The 22,658-nt window shown below is 64.3% G+C and carries 24 protein-coding genes; 15 read left to right on the top strand and 9 right to left on the bottom strand.

All coding sequences use genetic code 11. From position 1 onward, the window contains the following. Positions 1 to 110: 110 nt before the first annotated feature. On the bottom strand, positions 111 to 824 hold the full coding sequence (locus tag G4G27_RS07010) for a DUF2285 domain-containing protein (RefSeq protein ID WP_183112669.1): 714 nt from the start codon (positions 822 to 824) through the stop codon (positions 111 to 113). Between the two features lie 363 nt (positions 825 to 1,187). Here G4G27_RS07010 and G4G27_RS07005 point away from each other — a divergent pair, with 363 nt between their 5' ends. From G4G27_RS07005 to G4G27_RS06975, 7 genes are all read left to right on the top strand, one after another. Beyond that, positions 1,188 to 1,934, top strand: coding sequence for a LuxR family transcriptional regulator (locus G4G27_RS07005; RefSeq protein ID WP_183112668.1), 747 nt, complete (start codon positions 1,188 to 1,190; stop codon positions 1,932 to 1,934). 75 nt (positions 1,935 to 2,009) lie between these two features. After that, the gene (locus G4G27_RS07000) at positions 2,010 to 2,627 is read left to right on the top strand and encodes an acyl-homoserine-lactone synthase (RefSeq protein WP_183112667.1); all 618 of its coding nucleotides are present in this window, start codon (positions 2,010 to 2,012) and stop codon (positions 2,625 to 2,627) included. Further along, complete coding sequence (locus G4G27_RS06995) at positions 2,617 to 3,495, top strand: phytanoyl-CoA dioxygenase family protein (RefSeq protein WP_183112666.1); 879 nt, start codon at positions 2,617 to 2,619, stop codon at positions 3,493 to 3,495. The genes G4G27_RS07000 and G4G27_RS06995 overlap by 11 nt, the downstream gene beginning before the upstream one ends. After that, positions 3,492 to 4,118: a GntR family transcriptional regulator gene (locus G4G27_RS06990; RefSeq protein WP_183112665.1), complete on the top strand. Its 627-nt coding sequence runs from the start codon at positions 3,492 to 3,494 to the stop codon at positions 4,116 to 4,118. Before G4G27_RS06995 ends, G4G27_RS06990 begins: the two co-directional genes overlap by 4 nt. Before the next feature lie 90 nt (positions 4,119 to 4,208). Further along, positions 4,209 to 4,331, top strand: a complete 123-nt coding sequence (locus G4G27_RS06985) for a benenodin family lasso peptide (RefSeq protein ID WP_183112664.1) — start codon at positions 4,209 to 4,211, stop codon at positions 4,329 to 4,331. Positions 4,332 to 4,390: 59 nt separating this feature from the next. After that, the gene (locus G4G27_RS06980; protein ID WP_183112663.1) at positions 4,391 to 5,047 is read left to right on the top strand and encodes a lasso peptide biosynthesis B2 protein; all 657 of its coding nucleotides are present in this window, start codon (positions 4,391 to 4,393) and stop codon (positions 5,045 to 5,047) included. Next, positions 5,047 to 6,801 carry an asparagine synthase C-terminal domain-containing protein gene (locus G4G27_RS06975; protein WP_183112662.1) on the top strand — a complete coding sequence of 585 codons (1,755 nt, stop codon included), beginning with the start codon at positions 5,047 to 5,049 and terminating at the stop codon, positions 6,799 to 6,801. Before G4G27_RS06980 ends, G4G27_RS06975 begins: the two co-directional genes overlap by 1 nt. Positions 6,802 to 6,862: 61 nt before the next feature. On the opposite strand, the gene G4G27_RS06970 is transcribed toward G4G27_RS06975, so the two are convergent. Further along, complete coding sequence (locus G4G27_RS06970; protein ID WP_183112661.1) at positions 6,863 to 7,189, bottom strand: helix-turn-helix transcriptional regulator; 327 nt, start codon at positions 7,187 to 7,189, stop codon at positions 6,863 to 6,865. A gap of 247 nt (positions 7,190 to 7,436) precedes the next feature. On the opposite strand from G4G27_RS06970, the gene G4G27_RS06965 reads away from it, so the two are divergent. The 4 genes from G4G27_RS06965 to G4G27_RS06950 are packed head-to-tail and all read left to right on the top strand — an operon-like array spanning position 7,437 to position 10,087. Continuing rightward, a complete protein-coding gene (locus tag G4G27_RS06965) occupies positions 7,437 to 7,751 on the top strand; it encodes a hypothetical protein (RefSeq protein ID WP_183112660.1) in 315 nt (104 codons plus the stop codon). After that, positions 7,748 to 9,355: a phosphoenolpyruvate carboxykinase gene (locus G4G27_RS06960; RefSeq protein WP_244624589.1), complete on the top strand. Its 1,608-nt coding sequence runs from the start codon at positions 7,748 to 7,750 to the stop codon at positions 9,353 to 9,355. The genes G4G27_RS06965 and G4G27_RS06960 overlap by 4 nt, the downstream gene beginning before the upstream one ends. Positions 9,356 to 9,398: 43 nt before the next feature. Beyond that, positions 9,399 to 9,923: a DUF983 domain-containing protein gene (locus G4G27_RS06955; RefSeq protein ID WP_183112659.1), complete on the top strand. Its 525-nt coding sequence runs from the start codon at positions 9,399 to 9,401 to the stop codon at positions 9,921 to 9,923. Further along, a complete protein-coding gene (locus G4G27_RS06950; protein ID WP_183112658.1) occupies positions 9,920 to 10,087 on the top strand; it encodes a hypothetical protein in 168 nt (55 codons plus the stop codon). Before G4G27_RS06955 ends, G4G27_RS06950 begins: the two co-directional genes overlap by 4 nt. A gap of 91 nt (positions 10,088 to 10,178) precedes the next feature. On the opposite strand, the gene G4G27_RS06945 is transcribed toward G4G27_RS06950, so the two are convergent. After that, the gene (locus tag G4G27_RS06945) at positions 10,179 to 11,054 is read right to left on the bottom strand and encodes a fused MFS/spermidine synthase (RefSeq protein ID WP_202049673.1); all 876 of its coding nucleotides are present in this window, start codon (positions 11,052 to 11,054) and stop codon (positions 10,179 to 10,181) included. A gap of 154 nt (positions 11,055 to 11,208) precedes the next feature. On the opposite strand from G4G27_RS06945, the gene G4G27_RS06940 reads away from it, so the two are divergent. Both G4G27_RS06940 and G4G27_RS06935 read left to right on the top strand, forming a co-directional pair. After that, positions 11,209 to 11,424 carry a hypothetical protein gene (locus G4G27_RS06940; protein ID WP_183112657.1) on the top strand — a complete coding sequence of 72 codons (216 nt, stop codon included), beginning with the start codon at positions 11,209 to 11,211 and terminating at the stop codon, positions 11,422 to 11,424. Positions 11,425 to 11,835: 411 nt separating this feature from the next. Further along, on the top strand, positions 11,836 to 12,081 hold the full coding sequence (locus G4G27_RS06935) for a hypothetical protein (RefSeq protein ID WP_183112656.1): 246 nt from the start codon (positions 11,836 to 11,838) through the stop codon (positions 12,079 to 12,081). 191 nt (positions 12,082 to 12,272) lie between these two features. On the opposite strand, the gene G4G27_RS06930 is transcribed toward G4G27_RS06935, so the two are convergent. From G4G27_RS06930 to G4G27_RS06905, 6 genes are all read right to left on the bottom strand, one after another. Beyond that, entirely contained in the window at positions 12,273 to 14,387 is a 2,115-nt protein-coding gene (locus G4G27_RS06930) for an Atxe2 family lasso peptide isopeptidase (RefSeq protein ID WP_183112655.1), read from the bottom strand. Beyond that, positions 14,384 to 16,972 (bottom strand): TonB-dependent receptor, encoded by a 2,589-nt coding sequence (locus tag G4G27_RS06925; RefSeq protein WP_183112654.1) that lies wholly within the window; start codon positions 16,970 to 16,972, stop codon positions 14,384 to 14,386. The genes G4G27_RS06930 and G4G27_RS06925 overlap by 4 nt, the downstream gene beginning before the upstream one ends. Before the next feature lie 98 nt (positions 16,973 to 17,070). Beyond that, a complete protein-coding gene (locus tag G4G27_RS06920; protein ID WP_183112653.1) occupies positions 17,071 to 17,898 on the bottom strand; it encodes an IS5 family transposase in 828 nt (275 codons plus the stop codon). Positions 17,899 to 17,974: 76 nt separating this feature from the next. Next, positions 17,975 to 19,000 carry a FecR domain-containing protein gene (locus G4G27_RS06915; RefSeq protein WP_183112652.1) on the bottom strand — a complete coding sequence of 342 codons (1,026 nt, stop codon included), beginning with the start codon at positions 18,998 to 19,000 and terminating at the stop codon, positions 17,975 to 17,977. Then, positions 18,997 to 19,587 (bottom strand): sigma-70 family RNA polymerase sigma factor, encoded by a 591-nt coding sequence (locus G4G27_RS06910; protein WP_183112651.1) that lies wholly within the window; start codon positions 19,585 to 19,587, stop codon positions 18,997 to 18,999. Before G4G27_RS06910 ends, G4G27_RS06915 begins: the two co-directional genes overlap by 4 nt. A 462-nt stretch (positions 19,588 to 20,049) precedes the next feature. Further along, positions 20,050 to 20,376 (bottom strand): hypothetical protein, encoded by a 327-nt coding sequence (locus tag G4G27_RS06905; protein WP_183112650.1) that lies wholly within the window; start codon positions 20,374 to 20,376, stop codon positions 20,050 to 20,052. A 44-nt stretch (positions 20,377 to 20,420) separates the two neighbouring features. On the opposite strand from G4G27_RS06905, the gene G4G27_RS06900 reads away from it, so the two are divergent. Both G4G27_RS06900 and G4G27_RS06895 read left to right on the top strand, forming a co-directional pair. Further along, positions 20,421 to 21,974 carry a PAS domain-containing sensor histidine kinase gene (locus G4G27_RS06900; protein WP_244624588.1) on the top strand — a complete coding sequence of 518 codons (1,554 nt, stop codon included), beginning with the start codon at positions 20,421 to 20,423 and terminating at the stop codon, positions 21,972 to 21,974. After that, positions 21,967 to 22,590: a response regulator gene (locus tag G4G27_RS06895; protein ID WP_183112649.1), complete on the top strand. Its 624-nt coding sequence runs from the start codon at positions 21,967 to 21,969 to the stop codon at positions 22,588 to 22,590. The genes G4G27_RS06900 and G4G27_RS06895 overlap by 8 nt, the downstream gene beginning before the upstream one ends. The last annotated feature ends 68 nt before the right edge of the window (positions 22,591 to 22,658 follow it).

Raw genomic sequence — 22,658 nt, 5'->3', positions numbered from 1 at the left:
CCAGCCGATCGTCACCGGCAGGCCGAGACCCGCAGCGCGGGGCTCGGTGGCCTCGCCTGAAAGGCGGGCCATAGAGCGTGCGGTCGCACGGCCCGGCCGTGCGAGGCGCCTCATCCGGTGTGCGAACCGTCCCGCCGCTTCATCAATGCCCGGTAACCCCCGCCGGCCAGCCGCCGCGCATCGACCGCCAGCCGCCGGACGCGCGATCTGAGTGAATCCGATCGACGGCCAACGGTCCCGTCCTCCTGATCACCGCCGAACAACACCGTCGCGATCTCGCCCTGACTGGCGCCCGACTGAACCGCATCATGAACGCGAAGCGCCAGCAACCAGCGATCGACGCGCTTGTCCGGCGGATATAGCGACAGAGCGAACCGCTTCGTCCGGCAAAGATCGACGAGCCGCCTGAGTGGGAGAAGCTTGGGTTGGACCGTCGCGACGCCGCTCAACTGGTAATGCAGGATGACGGCCTTGCCGGCGACCAGGCTGCCCCGCTCGACATCGATCCGGATATGATGCCAGCCGTCCGACAGCACGGCATGCTCGCATCGCCCGTCACGAACGATCGTCAGCCACGGCGCCAAGAGCGCAGGGTCGATCGCGTCGGGATGCCGCCGATCGATCGGATTGGCGACGACGCGCATCGTGCCCGGATCGACATCGGCATGCCAGATGATCCGCGCGTCCGGGGCCTCGACCTCCGGTCGCTCGGCGAAAGTGAATCCCCCATTGCGCTGGATCGCCAGCCACCTGAGACTCTGCCGATGCGCCCCCGCGCGTCGCCGTGCTGGCGCGCGTGTACCAGGCGATATAGCCGGGATCACGGCGCAGCCATTCCCACATCAGCCCGGCACGATCGATCCCGGCGAGACGGGCATAGAGATGAGCGTCGCGCCAATCCCCGCCAGGTCCGGCATGCTTCATCACGCAAGACCCAACGGCGCGCCACTTACCATGGGCAGCGCGCTACAGCCTTGAGTCTTGATGTTTCGCGTTGAAGCGCGACCCACGCGCGATAAGTCGAATGATATGCGGGTCGAAACCGGCAATTCACTAGCATATCCTCGTCCTTTGTGACGCGCCTGATGCCGGCATGAGAGCCCAGCCTCCGGCCCCTGCCCGAGTGAAAGGGCGATCGCGAGACGATAGGTGACTTGAGGCACCGCTCGGGGTCGTACAATGAGCTGATGAACCTCCTTCCCCTGGTGGAAGAGTTTGCCCGTGCTGCCGGGCGGCTTTCCTCTCCCGGCGCGCTCCACGCCACCTTGTCGATGATCAGCACGCAACTGGGCTTTCGCTATTTCGCGCTGACCCATCATGTCGATATGCTGCGCATCGGGCAGGAGGCGATCCGGCTGCACAATTATCCGGACAGCTGGGCCGAGTTCTTCGATCGCAACAGCCTTGGCGTGTCGGACCCGGTACACCGCGCCAGCCACCTCACCGGTATCGGCTTTGCCTGGTCGCAGGTGCCGCGCATGATCAGCCTCACACCAGGCGACCATCAGATTCTGTCCCTCGCCGGCGTACACGGCATTGGCGAGGGATTCACCGTCCCGACCAATGTTCCCGGCGAAGCCAATGGCTCGGTGTCCTTTGCAACCATGTCCGGCCAGCCTTTGCCCGAAGAGGCGCTTTCGGCAGCGCAACTCGTCGGCGCCTTCGCGTTCGAAAGTGCGCGGCGGCTGTGGCGGATGCGCGATCCCGTGATCGGGCTGCCGCGACTGACCGACCGGCAACGCGATTGCCTGATCTGGGTGGCGCGCGGCAAATCGGACTGGGAGATCAGCCGCATCATCGACATCAGCCAGGAAACGGTCGTCCGGCACGTCAAACAGGCGCGCGAGCGCTACGGGGTGCAGAAACGGACATTATTGTTGATCCGGACATTGTTCGACGGAACGATCAGCTTCGCCGACGTTTTCCGACGATGATATGCCCATTTCTGGGAATAGCGGATCACTGCCAGCCGATCGATTTTGGTCTCCTCACCCGATGGAGGCTCGATCATGCTGCACCTTATGGGATATTCACCGCGCTGGGCGGATGACCCGCGACTGTGCGCTATGTTCACAGCGCGCAAGCGCGTGTTCGTCGATCTGCTGCGCTGGGATGTGCCGGTTATCGCGGATCGCTTCGAAGTCGATCAGTTCGACGGACCCGGCGCCCAATATCTGCTGCTGAGCGATCCGGCCGGCGCACATCTCGCCTCGGTGCGACTGCTTCCGACAACCCGACCGCATATCCTCGACACGCTGTTCGCCGGACTGTGCGACGGACCGGTGCCGGCCGGCCCGGCAATCCTTGAAATCACTCGATTCTGCCTCGATCGCCGGCTGTCCGCCGCCGCGCGATTATCGGTCCGCAACCAGCTGGTCAGCGCGCTGGTCGATCATGCGCTCGGCGCCGGCATCGCCAGCTATACCGGCGTTGCCGAGATCGGCTGGCTGCAGCAGATTCTGGCGTTCGGCTGGCACTGCCGGCCGCTCGGCCTGCCGGCGATGTCGAGCAGGACAATGCTCGGCGCACTGTGCATCGAGATCACGCCCGACACCCCGGATTTGCTGCGCCAGGCCGGGGTCTGGCGCGGCGCCGGCGACGACGAGGATGTGCGCCATGCCGCATGATCCGATCGCCGCGCCCGGTGCCGTCGACCGCTGGAGTGCCCAGCTGCTCGATCAGGGTTATATCGTCATCCCCGACCTCGTGCCGCGCGCCAGGATCGCCGCACTCGACGCCGATCTGACAGACGATTTTGCCGACACGCCGTTTTGCGAAGGTCCATTTTATGGGCGTCTAACCAAGCGGTTCGGCCGGTTGCTCGCGCGCTCCGACCGCACCGCTGCGCTGGTCCAGCACAAGCTGATCCTCGGCATCACCGAACGCATCTTGCAGCCGTATTGCGATGTCATCCAGCTCAACCTGACCCAAGCGATCGCGCTCCATCCCGGCGCGCTGCCGCAGCTCCCGCACCGCGACCAGGATATGTGGCGCGGAGAGACTGGCCGAGTCGAATATCTGGTCAATGTGATGTGGCCCTTCACCGATTATCATGCCGGGAACGGCGCCACCTTGATCTGGCCTTGTAGTCACGGTGCCAATGCCGCTCGGCCCGAGCCGACCTGCGCTCCGGTCATCGCCGCCATGAGACCCGGGTCGGCACTGATCTTCCTCGGCTCGACCCTGCACGGCGCGGGCGGCAATGAGAGCAATGCGGTGCGGCGTGGGATGATCACGAGCTACTGCCTGGGTTGGCTCAAACCCTATGAGAATCAGTGGCTCGCTTACCCGCCACCGGTCGCGCGCCGCTTCTCGCCCGAACTGGCGGCGTTGGTCGGCTATCGGCAGCACCGGCCCAATCTCGGTAATTTTGAGGGCCGTTGTCCCTCGATCCTGCTCGGCGACGACCCCGATGGTGCGATCGGTGCGGTCGATGCGCTGCGCCAGGACCAGGAAGTGCTGGTCGAAGCCTTTGCCGCGGGTCAGCAGAGATGAACTCCGGCGCGACCGCCGAGCGGGTCTATGACGCGCTCAAACACCGGATCCTGCACGCGCACGTCCGTCCCGGCGCCCGGCTCGATCCGGCGGTATTGGCCGAATTGCTGGTCAGCAGCGTGACGCCGGTGCGCGATGCGCTCCATATGCTGACCGGCGAAGGACTAGTCGAGACCCGGATCGGCGAAGGCTTCCACCTGCCACAGGTCGATGAACCCGGCCTCAAGGATCTTTATGCCTGGAATGCCGCGATACTGATCCTCGCGTGTCGCGGCTGGCGACCCATGCCACCGGCACGGCCGGCATCGGCGCCAGACGAATCGGCAGACAGCGCCGATCAAACCGCCGCGCTGTTCCTGCGCATCGCGCGGCACTCGACGAATGCCGAACATGGCCGGGCGATCGTCCAGGCGAATGATCGATTGCACGCCGCGCGCAGGGTCGAAGCGCTGATACTGCCCGATATCGGGTCTGAGCTGGCCCAGCTCGCCACCGCCTGCGAGCAGACCGACATGTCCGGGATCCGGCAGTTGCTGAGCGCCTATCATCGGCGCCGGGTACGGGTTGCCGCCGAGGTCGTGCGGCAGCTCTATCGCGCGGGAGATGTCGAGCCCCCGATATAATCGCAATATAGGAATCGTATAAAGTTCGGATAGCCGGGCGCACTGCCTAGTTTTGGCATGCCGCATCACGCGGCAGACAAGGAGTGCATCATGGAACGCGAAGACAAGGACATCATCGATCTCGGCGCGGCAAGCATCGAGACCCGCGGTATCGTCGGCCAGGAGCCGGACGAAGCGCTCGGCAAGCTCGGCACGGGCCTGACCGACGACTGACCGGGTGTGCGCGCGGCCGGTGGCCGCGCGCCATCTGCACACAACCGGGATGTTCGCTCATGGGGTTCGCGCTGCGCCCTGGCCTGTCCTTCGCCCGTGTCGGCGACCGCCTGTTGTTCCTCGACATACGGCATGACCGCTATTTCTGCCTCAGCCCGAGCGCCGAAGCGGGTTTTGTCCGCCTCATCGCCGGCGACGATCTCTCCGCCACCGATCTCGGCGCGGTCGAACGATGGCGCGCCGACGGGCTGCTGGTTGATATCGAGAGTGCCGCCATGCCGCAGCCGTGCCGGCCGCCCCCCGTGACAGCGACCAGCCTGGACAGTGATGACACAGCGACACCGTGGAAGGTGGCAACCGCGCTGAGCGCTCTGGTGCGGAGCCGCATCGCGCTCAAGATCGCCGGTCTCGGCCGGGTGCTGCACAATCTCGAACAACGCAAGGCGAGCGACGTCCGGCCTCGCCCCAAGGCCGATCTGCTCGCGACCGCAACTGCCTTTCACCAGGCCAGTTTGCTGGCGTCGCCGCTCGATCAATGCCTTGTCCGCTCGCTGGCGATCGCCCGCCGGCTCGCCATGGTCGGGTTCCGGCCGGACCTCGTGATCGGGGTCAAGCTACAGCCCTTCGCCGCGCATTGCTGGGTCCAGTATGAAACGCTGCTGCTGAATGACCGTGCCGACATGGTGCGCGACTTCACGCCGATCCTGGTGGTGTAATGGGCGATCGCTTTCTCGCCGCGATCGCACGCGACCCCGCCGCATGGCCCGCGCGGCGCGGCGCAATCCACCACCGCGCGGCGACCCTGTTTGGTTTTGCGTCGCTGATCGATCGCGATGGACTGTTGCTCATCGCCGAGCCCCCGAAACATGCAACCCTCGATCCGGCGCGCGGCAGTATTATCGGCACGCTGTTCGCCGCCGGCGCATCGTCACCGGTGACGGCGCTGCCCGAAGCAAGCCAGGCGCTGGTGACGGACACCGAGGCTGCGCATCTCGTCCAGGATTATTGGGGCCGCTATGTCGCGATACTGGCCGGCCCGGCCAGTGGATCGGTCCATGTGCTGCGCGCCCCGCTCGGCGAGCTGCCCTGCTATTATACCGTCGGGCCGGACACGGTGATCATCGCGTCCGACATATCGCTGCTGACCAGCCTGGGCGGTGCCCGGCCGAGCGTAAACTGGGACGCGCTGGCGCGGCAGTTGATGGTCGGCGACCTGCGCCAGACCGAGACTTGTCTCACCGGGATCACCGAACTTCAGGGCGGCGAGCGCCTGACGGTCGGCCCGGCCGGCGTCTCCACCGCGCGCTTATGGTCGCCCTGGACCTTTGCCGCACGACGGATCGACGATCGCGGCGAGGCGATACAGCGGGTGCGCGACAGCGTCCGGACCTGTGTCGCCGCCCGCGCCTCCACCTTCGATCATCTGGTCCTCAAGCTCTCCGGCGGGCTCGACAGCTCGATTGTCGCGGCAGCGCTCGCCCATAGCGGGCGCGCCTTCTCCTGCCTGACGCTGACGACCGACAATCCCAGTGGCGATGAACGACGCTATGCGCGCCTGGTGGCGGACGCGCTGTCATCGCCGCTCAGCGAGGTGACTCGCGATGTCGCCCATATCGATGTGATGCGATCGGCCGCGGCGCATCTGCCCCGGCCGACCAGTCGCTCCTTCCTGCAGGAATCGGAGCGCGCCGGTCGCGCGCTCGCGCCGTCGCACGGCAGCACGGCGATCTTCGACGGCGGCGGTGGCGACAATGTGTTCTGCGCATTGCAATCGGTCGCACCGGCAGCTGATTGCCTCCTGACCGACGCGCCGGACGCTCGGTTCTGGCGCCTCACCCGGGAGATCGCCCGGCTCGCCGGGGTGAGCGGCTGGACGGTTGCGCATCGCGCGATGCGCCGTGCCTGGTTGCGCGGGCCCGGTTTTCGCTGGTCGGTCGACCGGCGCCTGCTCTCGCAAGACGCATGCGCGGCTATGACCAAAGCGGCTGAGCATGTCTGGCTGACGCCACCGCCAGGCGCCCTGCCGGGCAAGGCGGCGCATGTCGCGATGCTCGCGGCGGGACAGAGCTATGTCGAGGCGCTCGATCCCGAGGCAATGATCCCGATGGTCGCGCCGCTGCTCGCGCAGCCGGTGGTCGAAACCTGTCTCGGCGTGCCGAGCTGGCTATGGTTCGAGGATGGCCGCAACCGGGTGATCGCCCGCACCGCCTTCGCGGCCGACCTGCCCGACGCGGTGGTCTGGCGCCGCTCAAAGGGCTCGCCCGGCAGTTTCATGGCCGAGATTTACGAGACCAACCGGTCGGCGCTCAAAGCGCTGCTGCTGGAGGGCGCGCTCGCCGCGCACGGCCTGCTCGATCGCGCCGCGCTGGAACGCGAGCTGGACGATCCTCGCCCGGTGTGCGGCACCCGCTATATCCGCATCATGCAACTTGCCGATGCCGAGGCCTGGGCACGATCCTGGCAGGCCTGACAATCAGCGGGGCGGCAGAACCTTGCTCGGTGCGCGAGGTCGGCGTGAAACGTCGCGGGCCTTAAGCGACACCGCCCGCCTCCTCGCTGACCAAAATGGTCCGCGGCTCGGTGGTGAATTGGCGTACGCCCGGCCGGACCTGGGCCTCGACAAGCCGGACGCCACGACCGATCCCGACGCTTGGCGTGTTCTCGCCGATAAGCTCGACGCCGGCATGTTCCAGCGCCTCGACCACTTTCATCAATGTGTCGATGATGCCCCGAACTTGTCCGCCGGACGATTCCATGCGCTGGATCGTGGGCAGTGACAGCCCCGCCATAACGGCCAGTTCGCGCTGGTCGATGCCGAGCAGGGCGCGGGCCGCACGCATCTGTGCAGACGTGATCATCTCAATTGCTCCCGAAACCGCGCTGCTATTTTCTCATGCCTATAGGCATGTCTGATACATCAACAAAGAAGCTTTATCTATAATATTATGCGCTGATGGCAGGCAGGAGCGCGCGCAGGCCGCCACTTCGTTGATGATGTATAGTATATCAAATAACCGCTTTAGAATCGCTCTTATACCTGTATATTACATCATATATCGCAAATCGAGTTTCACGAGCACCGCCCCGGCGGCGGAAAGGTTGACAATGGTCGGCGCAACGGACTTTGCACAGCGCAAAGAGGACATCCTTGTCTCCATCGCCCAGCGCCTGCCCAATTTTGCCAGCGCGCGACAAGGCTGGACCTTGCATCCTCGGGCAAAGCCGAGATCGGACGGCCAACGCGCGATCCTGCTTGAGGCGCGCTGCTCCAGCGGCGCGATCGACATGTTATTGACCGCTCCGCAAGCCGCCGAGCTGATGCTCGAACTCGGCTACGCCCTGGAGCAGGCCGCGCGCGGCGACACCTTGAGGGTGGGTGGGGCGGGACGTCCCGTAAATTCCATGGAGAACCAGGCATGACAATGAATTCGGCAAGAGCGCCCCTGAATGGCCTGGTGTTCGGCGCGCAAGCCCGCGTCCATGCCAATCAGGCCGCCCCGTTCCTGGTCGAGGAGGCGCTGTCGCGGCACGAGGGTCGGCTCGCAGCCGGCGGCGCTCTTGTCGTGAAAACCGGCACGCACACCGGCCGTTCGCCACGCGACAAATTCACCGTTCGCGACGAGCAAACCGAGGGCACCATCTGGTGGGGCACGGTCAATCAGCCAATGTCGCCAAACGCCTTTGCGGTGCTGGAAAATGACTTCCGCATCCATCTGGCCGGTCTTGATCAAGTCTATATCCAGGATATGTTCGGCGGTTCACAGCCAGACCATCGCATCCAGGTCCGCGTGGTGACCGAGTTGGCCTGGCACTCGCTGTTCGTCCACACATTGCTCGTGCGCCCGACGGTCGACGAACGCGCCGCCTTCGACCCGGATTATACGATCATCGACCTGCCGTCGTTCCGCGCCGATCCCACCCGGCACGGATGCCGCTCGGAAACAGTCGTTGCGATCGACTTCACGCGCAAAATGGTCCTGATCGGCGGCACGGCCTATGCGGGAGAAATGAAGAAGGCCGTCTTCTCGATCCTCAACTATGTCCTGCCGCCACGCGGCGTGATGCCGATGCATTGCTCCGCCAATATCGGCGCCCGTGGCGATACGGCAATTTTCTTCGGCCTGTCGGGTACGGGCAAGACAACCCTGTCCGCCGACGCCAGCCGCACGCTGATCGGTGACGACGAGCATGGCTGGTCCGACACCGCGGTGTTCAACTTCGAGGGCGGCTGTTACGCGAAGATGATCGGCCTCTCCGCCGAGGCGGAGCCGGAAATCTTCGCGACCACGCGCCGGTTCGGAACGGTGCTTGAAAATGTCGTGATGGACCCGGCCACACGCGCGCTCGATCTCGATGATCCTTCCCTGGCCGAAAACAGTCGCGCGGCCTATCCGATCGATTTCATCGCAAATGCCTCGGCCGACAATATGGGGCCTTTGCCGCGCCATCTCGTCATGCTGACGGCTGACGCGTTCGGCGTGTTGCCGCCGATCGCGAGGCTGACGCCAGCGCAGGCAATGTACCACTTCCTCTCGGGTTACACAGCGAAGGTCGCCGGCACGGAGGTCGGCGTGACCGAGCCTGAAGCGACATTCTCGACCTGTTTCGGGGCACCGTTCATGCTGCGGCACCCTTCTGTCTATGGCAATCTCCTGAAAGAGCGCATCGCCCGGGGCGGGGTCGCTTGCTGGCTCGTCAATACCGGCTGGACCGGCGGCGCTTACGGAACCGGGCATCGCATGCCGATCAAGGTCACGCGCGCGCTGCTCAACGCAGCGCTCGACGACACGCTCAATGCCGCGGCCTTCCGCACCGACGCGAATTTCGGATTTCAGGTGCCGCTGGCGGTTCCCGGCATCGACCCCATGATCGTCGATCCGAGATCAACCTGGGCTGATCCCATTGCCTATGATGCCATGGCACGACGGCTGGTAAAGCTGTTCATCGACAATTTCAGCCAGTTTGAGGACAGCGTCGAGCCGTCTGTGCGCGATGCGACGCCGGGGATGCGGCTCTATGGCTGACATCATGTCTTCCTTTGCTCCTGCACCACAGCCTCAGAGGTCCATGATCTTCGATCGGCTGCTGACCCTGCTGCCAACGCGTCGGCTTGGACCGTTCCTGGCGCCGAGAACGATCTGGATCGCGCTGTGGCGCGGATGCCGCGACCGGTGCCCCGCCTGTGACGGCGCGCGCCTGTTCGGCAAATTCCTCAAGCCGCTCGATCGCTGCCCCGCCTGTGGGCAGGACTGGACACACCATGTTGCCGACGACTTTCCGCCCTATCTCGTCATTTTGGTGACCGGACACATTGTCGTTACCGGCATGACATTGCTCGAAGCGGCGTTCCATCCGCCGTCCTGGGTCCATATCGCGTTGTGGGTGCCCCTCGTCATCTTATTGTCGATCGGTCTCATCCAGCCGGCCAAGGGCGGGGTCATCGCCTATCAATGGTGGCATGGGATGGGCGGTTTCGGCGCACGCCAGCCGCTGAGGATCGCCGAGCCGGCAGCGGCAGCCGCCCTGCCCGAGCACGCCCTCACCGCCGCGCGCATCGCCCCCATCGCCGGTGACCTGGACGCGGGGTCATGATGATTTTTTTCATCATCGTCTTCTGCGTTGCCCTGATGATCCTGTTCTTTGCAGTCACGATCGCGGGGGGCAAAGCCCATGACCGCGCGAATGCCGAGGCGGCATCGCGTGCCCGGGCAAAGTCCGCCACCCGTTCGGCGCCCGAGGACACAGGGTCGACCTGATTCCACCCTCTTTCGTGCCATCCAGCCCTTAATCCGGTGGGCGGCGACCGCCGGACGGGCCTGTCGACCCAGCCCGGACAATGCCCGGCGACTATTCGACCTCCGCTTTTCGAAGCCGATCCTCGACGAGATGCACAGCCCTTTCCCAGAGATGATGGTCGATTCGTCGGCTGATACGGTTTCCAATCTGGGGCAGGAAAGCTGCCTGGCGCTGCTGGAACAAAGCAGCGGTCGCGGCGATATCCGCCTGAGACAAAACGAGCTTTGCATCCTTGCGACCAAATACGGCCTGGTTGAAACCGGCCTCAGTCGGCACCGAACGTGCCGATCCATTGAAGCTGCGCGCGACCCTTGCCGCGTAACGGCGATTGAGATGCCCACCGCCCCACAGATTGACGATCATCACCCCGCCGGGCGCAAGTCGCCGATAGCATTGGTCATAGAATTCCGCGCTGCATAGCTCGGGCGGCTGTCCGAATTCGTCGAAGCCATCGATCAACAGCACGTCTGGCCTTGAACCGCCCTGCGCAACGAAATCCGCGCCGTCTCCGACCAGAACGCGGAACCGGTCATCGTCGCGCGGGATCTGGAACTGGTCGCGAAACGCGATAATAGCCGGATTGATCTCTACGATAGTGATGTCGGTATCGGGCAGCAGATGGTGGCAGCACTTGGCGAGCGAGCCGCCGCCAAGGCCAATCATCTCGATCCGGCGCGGCCTTGGATCGAACAACAAAAAGCCCATCATCATCCTGGTGTAGTCGATCGTCAGTTCGATCGGATCGAGCAGGTTCATTTCGCTCTGCATCGAGTGCCCGTCGAAGTGCAGCGAGCGCATATCGCCGATGTCGGAGATATAAGGCGAGCGCAATTCTGCCTGCCCCTGCCGTGCGCGTTCGCGCCAGATCGCAAGACTTTCCAGCATCAGATTGCACGCGATCAGGTCATCGAGGTCACTGGTGGACATCTCTGGACGACTCTCCAGGCAGCCGACCAAAGTAGCTTCGGGACTAGGATCGCGCCGCGCCCTTTCCGGCGGTTCGCAATCAGCCATCCCGGCGGGCCGATGGATCACGCAGCGCCGCCAGGATTCCGGTCGTCGGCGAGTCCTTGTCAGACGCTTGAACGTCAAGACCCGTCGCAATATCGGTTTCGGCCATCCCGGTTTCGGCTGGCCGATAGTTCCGCTCCAGCGCGACGCGCATCACGTGCTTGGGTTGGGATATTTCTCTCACGGCGAGGCTGTCGCGCACGCCGCGACCGGCTGCGTGAACGGCGAGCGCGCAACGACCGCCGGCAGCGGCGTGTTCGCCTCGATCCTGCCTGGCACGGGCTGAACAAACATGTCGCAAAACCACCTCTGAAAACTGGCAAACAGCAGAGACTCTCGAAAGAGGTTGCCGTTAATCAACTGAATAATCATAGATGACATATCTCAAGAGATATATATATATAATATGTGATGTATGGTACATCATAACCGCTGTCTAGCTGGCATGCTCGGGCCGATGAACCCATATGATCGGCGCTTCCCACGACGAGGTGATGCAACCGGATGAGAGATCGACGAGATGAACGAGCCGGCGCAGCACAGTCCCACCGAGCTGGAGGCGTTCGCCTCCCATTTCTGACGGTCGAGCGAGACCGGCGCCACCGGCCAAAGATGACGCAACGCGACCTTGCGCTGCCTCCAAACCCACCTTTCATCACATCGGCTGGCCGCAAGCGCGCCTGCCGGGAGACATGACATGACAGAAAAGGCGCTGCTCAAATCGGCTCAGCGGCTCACCCGGATGCTTGGTATCACCCCGTCAGTGGCGATGACCGTGGTCAACCATAGCCCGGGCCAACCGGGCCAGATCACGTTCCTCGTGCTGCGTCACAACAGCTATCAGATGCCGCGGGTGCCGAGCCGTTTTGAAGGCAATATCGTCAGGATCAAGATCGACGGCGTGGCAAGAGAACAGTCCGGACCGCGGATGCAGGGGCACTAGGCCATGGGCAAACCCCAGACCAGACGGCGGGAGAACGAGGGGCTTTTCTGGATGCTGGTGCGATGCAAGGATCCGCGAAACGCCGTTTGATCGGTCAGGGCCGACGGCGTTCCCGAACGGATCAAGGCCCCGCTGCTCGATCCAGATCGGATCGATGCCCTCGCGACGGGTCGAAATCTCTGGCCGTGGCTTTAGCGCCTGAGCGTCGCCCGCATCGCCTCCCAGCGGGCATATTGCGCGGCCTTGGCCGGGTCGGGATCGCTGCGTGACTGCAGCCAGAAGCTGAACCAGTCGACGTCACGATTATAGACCGCCAGCCGGTGGATCGGCTGGTATTTGGCATGATATTCGCCGGGGAAGACATACATTTCAACGGGCTTGCCATGCTCGCGCAGCGCCTCGAACGCTTCCAGCGCCATCAGATATTCGTCATCAGGCAGTTGCATGAGCAGCGGCATGTCGATGTCGCGAGCATTGAGCGCGAGCGAATAGGGCTGCCAAAAGCCGGGATCATCGCGGGTCGCGGGCGGGAAACCCATCTTCCGATTATACTCCGCCCAGGCAATGCCACCATAGGTCATCACGGTTTTGGGATCGAGGCAGCAGGTACTGATCGCGGCGGCTGCGAACATTCCCGGCGCATTGATCAGCGCGAAGCGCACCGTGGATGATCCGTCGCTGAGCCCGGTGAGGCCGATCCGCTTGCGGTCGACCGCGCCCGTGGCGACCGCCAGGTTCACGCCGGTCAGCAGTGACGACAACAGGCTGCGGCGTTCGGCCCAGCCGCGATATTGCGTGGCGACGATCTCGTCCCAGTCCTTGAGGCCGGTCATGGTTGAGGTGATCGCTGCGGGCTGCTCGAGGCTCAACACCGCGAAGCCGTGCGCGGCGAAGAGATAGATTGGGTAGTCGTCTCCGGTCCCGCCGCGCAGAAAACCGTCGCTATGATATTGAACGACCACCATCGGCAGCGTTTCACCAGGGCGATGGCCCGGGGGCAGCACAAGGTCACCCCATGCCTCAAGCCCGCGGTCATTGGTCCATTTGAGCCGCTCGACGCGACCGAGCCGGACCGCGGCAAATTCAGGGTTGGGATCATAGACCAGGCTGGACGCGCCGGTTACGGGATCGATCAGCACGATATGGCGCGGCGTGCGGCTGTTTTCCCGCAAGCACAACAGCAGATCGCGGACCGGGCGGCAGCCCTGGATCACATCGTCGGTCAGCCAGAGCCGATGCGGCACACCCTGACCCGGCGACCAGCGATAAAACGCGGTCTGCCCCCGCGCCCAGCCCTCACGCCTGAGATAGCGCAGTTCGCGTCCGGCACCGTCCCACCACAGGCCGATGATGCCGCCGCTGCAAGACGCATCGTCACACTGGATCGGGGCGCCGTTGAGACCGCTCACGGTCAGCCGTGCGGGACTCGCCGGTGAAGCGGCGCGCCGTTCGGTCCAGGCGCGTCGGCCATTGGCGGCCATTGCTTCCATGGTGAGCGTGCCGACCCCGCCGGCCGCGCCCATCGCGACCGTTTCATCAGCGGTCGCCGGACGCATCGCACCGCTAGCGGGATCGACCGCGAAATTCTCCAGCGGGGCATCGGCGGCGCGGATTTGCGGATAGCCACCGGAATAGGTGACGATACGTTCGTCATAGAGATAACCGGACCGCGCTTCGCGGGCGATCGCGGCCTGGGCGGCGATCTTGCCCGGCCGGGTCGCGATGAGCAGCGCGCGGCCATCATTGGACCAGGTTACCGCTTCGATATCGCCGGGCGACCGAGTCACCAGACCAGCGGCGCTGCCGTCCGATCGTGCCCGCCAGACCTGGGTGACGCCGCCGATGCGCTTGAGATAGGCGATCCACCGCCCATCGGGTGACCAGGCTGGTATGACCAGATTGGGAAATCCACCCGGTACGAACAGGCCGCGTTTGATATCGATATAAGTGATCAGCTCGCCGCCGCGATCGACGATGCGCGGCACGGCGCCGGGGGTAATCGCGATCACCACCAGCGCACGACAATAGCTATTGGTGATGGGGTCCGCCCGATTGAGCACGAAAGCCGCTTGCCCGCCATCGGGCGAGAGCGCGAGCGGACTGAGCGAACCGAGCAATGCGGCATCGGGGAAACCGATATCGCGCAATCCGACCAGATCCTCGGCGGTGATCGCCCGCACCGGCGACGGTTTTGCCGCTGACACGGGCAAAAGCGCCTCACACCTCGCGGTGGCGGCCGGCGAGATGCCGATGCCGGCAAGCAGCACAAGCAGCGCGGCGGCGCTGCGCGCGCGGATCACGCTCACCACTTCCTCGTGATGCTGACGCTGACGAAGCGGCCGACGGGAGAGAAGTTGGTCGAATCATAGGGCGTGTCGGTGAAGATAGACGTCGCGATTGTGGCGGGCTTGGCATTGAACAGATTCTGCGCCGACAGGCTCAGGTCGAGATTGCGGTACCATCCAGCCCCTGCGCCAGTGCGGTAACGCGCCGACAGGTCGAATGTCGTCATCCCGTCGATGCGCGGATTCGGGCTTGTTCGCACGTCGCGGACGCCGCCGGTATGATTGAGCATGCCGGTGAGGGTCAGCGCCCGTGCTGCCCAGGTCAGGCCGCCACGGGCCCGGATATGCGGCGGATTGAACAGCGTCCCCACCAGCGCCACCACCGGCTGACTGTTGCTCAATTGCTGGCTGCTGTGAAGATAAGTCGCATTGACCGTCGCGGTGAGGGCGTCCGCCCCCTCCCCCAGCTTTGTCCTGTAGCGCAGCAGCAGGTCAAGGCCGTGGATGCTTTGCCGGCCGGCATTGATATTGTTGTTATCGACGATCGCGACGACCCTGGCTGGGTCGTAAGCCGCGCCGGCCGCGTTCACGAACGTGCCCGCACCAGCAATAACCGCCGCTTTCGCCGCGTCACTTGGGCTGAGGATGATCTGGTCGCGATAGATCGGGTTGCTCAGCGCAACCGAGGTCAAGGCGACCGGCACGACGATCCGGTCGCGGTAGCGGGTCGAGAAATAGCTGATCTGGGCGCGGACACCGGGCAGGCTGCGCGGGTGCGCATCAAGCGTGATCGACCAGCTGGTCGCGCGCTCCGGTTTCAGGTCGGGATTGCCGCCAGCCAGCGCGAGCACCGTGGCCCCTGTGGGAAAGCCGATGCCGCCATAGCTCGTCGCGCGCACCAGCGTGACGCTGTTGGGCTGGAATTGCTGCAACAGGGTCGGTGCCCGGAACGACTGACCCCAACTGCCCTTGAGATCGAGATCGGGCATGGGCGCGTAGACGAGGCCGAGCTTGGGCGTCACCACCGGGCCCACGCCGGGATAATTCTCATAGCGAAGCGCGCCGCTCGCGCTCAGCCGGTGAACCAGCGGCGTGGCCTGATCCGGTGAGATCAGCGGCAGATTGAGTTCGCCATAAGCGTAATAGCTGTCCTGCGACCGCGCCGTGTTCTGGAAGTTGGTCTTTCCCTTGAAGTTGGTGAAATCATTCACCCGATAGCCGGCCCCAAGGGCGATCTTCGCCGCCCCGCCGGGCAGTCGAAACAATGTGCCGTCGCCGCCCATTTCCAGGGCCTTTGCCGCATTGGTATAATAGCCCGAGCCGGCATTGGCGGAGACACCGTCGAAAGTCGTGACCACGCCATAATCGACCCGGTCATGACCATAGGAGCCGGTGAGGAATAATCGCCAGTCCTTCAGCGCCAGGCGCAATGTCGGGGCGATCGCGTAGGATTCGGCGACCGAGGAACTCCGTGCGCCGCTGATGCCGAGATCGCCGGCAGCATTCAGCGGAAAGACCGAACCGCTCCAGCGCTTGTTGTAAAGGCCGTCGATATCGATGCTGAGATCCCCCGCCACCTTCTGATGTGCGTTCACGATCGCGCTATGGTGCTTGAGCTCAGGGAAGAGCGTCAGGCCCGGCGACCGCGCACGCGTATAAGAGCGGTCACGGGACTCGATCGCCGTGCTGCGGCCGAACTCATAGGCGGCAACCACCCCGCCGGATGCCCAGGTCTTGCCGCCGACCGCACCATATTGCTGCGTGAAATCGCCGCCATCGGTCGCGCCGCCGACCAGCCCGCTGGTCTCGATTCCGTCGATATCGCGGCGCAGGATGATATTGGCGACACCGGCGACGGCGTCCGAACCGTAAAGGGCCGACGCGCCGTCAGCGACGATCTCGATGCGCTCGACCGCACCCAGGGGAATGGCGGATACATCGACGCTCTGGCGCGACGCGCTATAGGAAAGCCGGTGCCCGTTGAGCAGGGTCAGCGTGGCGTCGCTGCCGAGACCGCGCAGGTTGATCGACGACCCGCCGCCGATATCGACCCCGCTGCTCGCCGGCACATTGGTGCCAAGCCCGGGATTCTGGCCGCCGCCGAAACTTTGCGGAATGCTGCGCACAACGTCGCCGAGGCTGGCCTGACCGGCATTGCGAATTTGCTCGCGATCGAGCGAGATGACCGGAGAAGCGATCGGCGCGCCGCGAATGCGGGTGCCGGTAACGACGATGTCCGCGTCGTTTTCGATTGCCGATGGGACAGCGGTTTCCCGGTCTGCCGACCCGGCGCGGATGACCAGGGCATTACCGACCGTCGTGGCGCCAAGCCCGGTGTCGGCAAGCAGCCGCGACAGCGCTTCCTCAACCGTATAGTCACCCGATAGCGCAGGGCCCTGCCTGCCGTCGGTGAGCGTCGATGCGGCCACGATATTGCGATGGGTGATGATCGCGACGTCGCGAAGCGATGCGCCGAGCGGCTGCGCAGGCAAATCGAACCGGTAGCGCATCACCTCACGGGCACGGGCGCCCGGCACAGCCGCGACCATGGCGATTCCGCTCGCCGTGCTCCAGAATAGCGTCGATAAAAATGGCGAAAATCGCATCGTCCTGCTCCCCGACGACGCGCGGGAATGGCATCGTTCGGAGCGCTTGATCCCGCTGGATGCAATTGTTCCCCGACTTTTTTTCCTAAGAGCCCGACTCATAATTCGAGGTTGGCAATACGGCGCGTCATTCGCCTGATGGACGAGACGACCATCCATGCCTCGGACGATGCAATGGAGGCTTCCCAGTCTTTAGCCAGGCGACGGCACCGGTTCAGCCACGCCAGAGTGCGTTCGACGACCCAGCGCCGGGGTAGGACGACAAAGCCTGTCAGATCGGAGCGCCGGATGATTTCGATGGTCAGCCGATCGATGTGCGCGACCGCGGCTTCGAGTTTCTGCCCGGCATAGCCGCCATCGGCAAACAGCCTGGCAAGTGTCGGATACGCGTCGCAGGATCGCTCGATCAGGCCGGGTGCCCCGTCGCGGTCCTGAACATCGGCGCCATGCACCACGCCTTCGAGCATATTGCCGAGCGTGTCGGTCACGATGTGGCGTTTACGACCCTTGATCTTCTTGCCCGCGTCGTAGCCGCGCGGCCCACCCGCCTCGGTGGTTTTAACGGACTGGCTGTCGATGACGCCCGCGGTCGGCGCCGGCTCGCGACCTTCCGATACCCGCACCCATGCCACCAGCACTGCGTTGATGACATCGAGCAGGCCGTTGTCGCGCATCCGGTAGAAATGATACTGCACCGTCGTAAAGGGCGGGAAATCCTTGGGCAGTTGCGCCCATTGGCATCCTGTCGTGGCGATATACTGGATCGCATCCCACAGCGTCCGCGCCTTGTGCTTGCGCGGGCGTCCCACCTTGGTGGTTCGCCTCAATAATGGCCGGACAACAGCCCATTCTGCATCGGTGCAGTCGCTTGCATAGCGCAGCCCCCTTCTGTCATGCTCGCGCCGAGCGGTTTCAGTCCAGCCCATGTGATCCTCGTGGTCTTCGCAACACCCGGTGAATCACAAGCTACTGAAATCGTTCAACTCAATTTTCGGTCGGGCTCTAAGGCCCCGGGGCTGGGTTGGGCGACCTGAGCAGCAGGCCGCCGTCGGGCTGGTCGGCGATGGCGAGGTCGAACGAGGCGGCCATGGCATCGGCGAAGCGCTGCACGTCGCTGGCGCGGAAGGCGCCTGTGATCCTGAGATCGCCGATCGGCACGGTCGCGACCGCGATTTTGCGCCTGTTGTAGCGATTGAATTCCGCCACTGCGTCGGCGAGCCGCGCACCTTCGAACGACAGCATGCCCGAGGTCCAGCGGAGTTCGGCGGGCCGCACCGGCCCTGCCGGCGGAATCGGGTGGGTCTGGTCGAAAGTCACCTGCTGACCAGGGCTGAGCTGACGGGAGAGTGCCCCTTGTTGGCCGGCGCCCGCATCCAGCTTCCTGGTCACCTCAACCGCGCCGCGCAGCAAGACGACGTTGACGCCCGTCGGCCTGATGCTCACGTCGAAGATCGTGCCATGGGCGATGACGCGACCACCCCCGGCGCTCACGATGAAAGCGCGCGCGGCATCGTGCGCGACCTCGAAGCGCGCACGACCGGCGTCGAGGCGCAATGCTCGTTCCTTGGCGGTGAAGGTGACGCGCAGGATCGAATCCGTATCGAGCGTCACCCTGGAACCATCGGCAAGCATGATCGTCCGGACCTCACCGATCCGGGTTGCATAAAGCGTGCCCTGGCTGGCCGCGACAGGCGCACCCCAATAGCCTGCTTCACGCAGACCATAGCCCGTGCCAGCCAGCAGCATCGCGGCGACGCTGGTGGCAACGGCATAGCGGGCACCTGGATTACGCTCCAGAAACGGCGCGCGACGCAGCCCCGCGGTGCGCACCATTTCGGTGTTGGCAAGGGCCGCGCTGATCGCCAAATCCTCGATCAGCTCGTCATAGGCGAGAGCATTGACCGGGTCGGCCGAACGCCACGCCTCAAAGGCGTTGCGATCGAAGCCATCGCTCAACTGAACCCGAACGAGCCAGTCATTCGCCTGGCGCCGCGCCGCCCACAGCCTGAATCGCCGGGGCAGCATCATCGCCGACCAATCGTACGACGGATATGCGCGGTCGCCTTGCCGAGATGCTTGTCGATCGCTTTCACGCCGAGACCGGTGCGCTCGGCAATCTCGGCGCGGCTATAGCCGTTGAAGCGGAACGCGAAGTAAATCTCTCTGGTCATAGGCTTGAGGCCCAGCATAGCGGCTTCCAGCCGATTTAACATATCGCGCGCTTCGAGCGCGCTTTCCAGATCTTCCCCGACAAGCGCCACCTCGTCGGCCCGCACATGAAATGCAGCGGAGTGCCGCATGGCGGTTCGCGCCCGCTTGCGCAGCAGATTGCCCGCGACATGCGTCAGATAGGCTTCGGGGCAATCGATCACTTGCGCCTGTCCGGCGTCGGCAAACGCGAACTGGGTAAAGGTCTCCTGGACCAAATCCCCGGCGTCTTCCCGACCGGCACGCCGGCTGAACAGCCGGAAGAGTCGGCCTGCCTGCGAACGGTATAAGGCATCGAGCGACCAGCCGCCGGGTTGCCCGCCCACCTGATCCTGCGGACACGAGCGCGCCGGGTCTGGCAGTCCGGCGGGACCGCCTTCCAGCTCCGGATCGAGCGTCAGCCGCACGCCGTCCTCACCCGGACCGGCAGCCCCGCATCATCAGTTTTTCGAGCCCAACGCTCCACGCTCATTGTCGACCATGCTCCGGTTACGAGGCAGGGCCGGCAAGAGCCGGGTGTTGAGAACATGCTTGAGCATGCGCCGACGCTTTTAGCCGCGAACGGCCTGGACATACGCGTCGGCCACCCGGCCGCAGCGATCGCGGGTCCGATTTTCTCAAGCGAGGTTCTCACGCCTCGGCGCCGCTCCCGCGGTGCACGATCAGACTAACGTCCCGACTCGAAGAAGCAAGGCCAAGCGGTCCGGCCCGGCACTGCCCCGAAGATTGACCGGCATAACCATCATGAGCAGCCGGGAAGCCCCCCACCCATTTGATCGCCTTCCTGATTCAGGCCGGGCCTGTCGCAAATGCCGGCTGGCTGACAATATCTGTGCAGGACGCGGAGCTCGTTGCTGCGCGAACAGCGCTTATGCCAATGCGTGACACGCTGCACGCCGCGTCGATGTGGAATACCACAATAGATGATGCGCCCTCGCCGGCGCATTCAGCTGCCATTGAAAATGCAGGGTGATGGCGATGACGCGGATGATCGAGAAATGCTTCAGGCCGTTTTCCGCGATGAACTCGCGGATCTTGATCGGCGGCGGAATCCTGGGGCTGATCGTGATCAGCGAGGCGGCGTTCGCGTTTGGCCCTAACCTGGTATAAGATGACTTTGCCGGCCGACTATTTGCACTCCCCTGATCGGCGACTGGCGCCCGCAGCATCCGTCGGGCGGAAAGCGTACGCTTCAAATGATGGCACGCAATACGCTTTGGCTGATGACGCACTTGTCCACATGACGACCGCTGGCGACGTCGACACCGCTTCCGCAACCGACAAAGCAGCGCGCCATCAGGCCGCGATGGCCGAGGAACTGGGCCTGCTGATCGACGGCGCGACCAATTACGCGATCTACATGCTCGACCCCGAGGGGCGCGTGACGATCTGGAATCGCGGGGCGGAACGTATCAAGGGCTGGACCGAAGCGGAGATCATCGGGCGAAATTTCGAATTATTCTATTCCCCCGAAGACATCGCGGCAGGCAAGCCGGCGAGCGATCTCGGACGCGCCAGCAAAGAAGGTCGTTTCGAGGAGGACAGTTGGCGTATCCGCAAGGACGGATCCGAATTTCTTGCCAGCGTCACCGTCACCGCGCTGCGCGACGACGCCGGCGCGCTGCGCGGTTTCGGCAAGGTGATCCGCGACATCACGGACCACAAGGCGGCCGAAGCCGCGGTCGCGCGTCGCGAACACCATCTGCGCTCGATCCTGGCGACTGTGCCCGATGCGATGATCATCATGGATGAGCGCGGCACCGTCGCCTCGTTCAGCGCGGCTGCGGAACGCGTGTTCGGCTACACCGAAGCCGAAGTGGTGGGCCGCAATGTGAGCATGTTGATGCCCGATGCGGATCGAAGTGCGCACGACGACCATCTCAAAACCTATCTCGCAACCGGTGTCCGCCATGTTATTGGCAATGTCCGAAACGAGACGGCGCTGCGCAGCAATGGCGAGAGCTTTCCGATCGAACTCGCGGTCGGCGAGGTCTCGATCGGCGGCGAGCGCATCTTCACCGGCTTCATTCGCGATGTGACGAGAAGACGCGACACCGAACGCCAGATGCGCGACCTCCAGTCGGAATTGCTGCACGTCTCGCGGGTCAGCGCGATGGGCACCATGGCGTCCACGCTGGCCCATGAAATCAACCAGCCGCTGACCGCGATTGCGAACTATCTCGAAACCGCGCGGGATATGATCGGCGAGACCGACGACGTGCTGATGGCGGATATCGCCGAGGCACTGGCCCTCGCTGCGGCCCAGTCGCTCCGGGCAGGCACCATCGTTCGGCGGTTGCGCGCGTTCGTCGACGGCGGCGACACTGGTTTCCGCATCGAGCGCCTCGACGAGCTGGTGGACGAGGCGACGAGCCTGGGGCTGCTCGGCGCACACGAGGCCGGGATCACGGTCACGATGACGATCGCGGCCGGTCTCGACCGGGTGCTGGTCGATCGCGTGCAGATCCAGCAAGTGCTGGTGAATCTGATCCGCAACGCCATTCAATCGATGGGCGGGTCGACGCGCAAGGAATTGACCATCGCCACCGCCCCTGATCGCGCCGGCTGGGTGAAGGTCACCGTCACCGATACCGGGGCCGGGATCGATCCCGCAGTTCGCGCACGGCTGTTCGAGGCATTCGCCACCACGAAGGAGGATGGCATGGGGCTTGGCCTGTCGATCTGCCGCACGATCATCGAAGCCCATGGCGGCCGGATCTGGGCCGAAGCATTCGAGGGCGGTGGCACCGCGTTCCATTTCTGCATTCCTCTCGCCGGAGACGAAGATGCCTGAAACCGACCGCATTATTCATGTCGTCGACGATGACGAAGCGATCCGCCAGTCGATCGGCTTCATGCTGCGCAAGGCCGGATTCACGGTAAAGACCTATCCGTCCGGCACCGACTTCCTGAAAGTCGCGAACCGGCAACTGCAAGGCTGCGCCCTGCTCGATGTGCGCATGCCCGGCATTGACGGGCTGGAGGTTCAGGAGCGGATGGCGCAGCTGGGCATCGCGCTGCCTGTCATCATGCTGACCGGGCATGGCGACGTCTCGCTCGCGGTGCGCGCGATCAAGGCTGGTGCGATCGAGTTTCTGGAAAAACCCTTCGAGCGGACCGCGCTGCTGAGGGCGATTGACGAAGCTTTTCGTCACGCCGATCGCGGCGAACAAAAGCACCTGTCATCCGCCGACGCGGTCGTGCGGCTGGCCGCGCTGACGGCGCGCGAGCGCGAGGTTCTCGACGGGATGGTGCTGGGGCGGCCGAACAAGCTAATCGCATATGATCTCGGCATCGCCACCCGCACGGTCGAGGTCCACCGCGCCAATCTGATGGCCAAGGTCAACGCGAACAGCCTCTCGGATGTCCTCCGGATCGCCTTTTCGGCGGGAATGGACGAGCGCGTATAAAGCGCGTCACCCCTCGTTTTCTACGTACAGACAGCCGCTCGCCGGCATGCGAAATCTGCTCGCCACAA

The sequence above is a fragment of the Sphingomonas sp. So64.6b genome (assembly GCF_014171475.1).
In the GTDB taxonomy this organism is placed as follows: domain Bacteria; phylum Pseudomonadota; class Alphaproteobacteria; order Sphingomonadales; family Sphingomonadaceae; genus Sphingomonas; species Sphingomonas alpina_A.
This window is presented reverse-complemented; position numbering and strand designations above follow the sequence as displayed.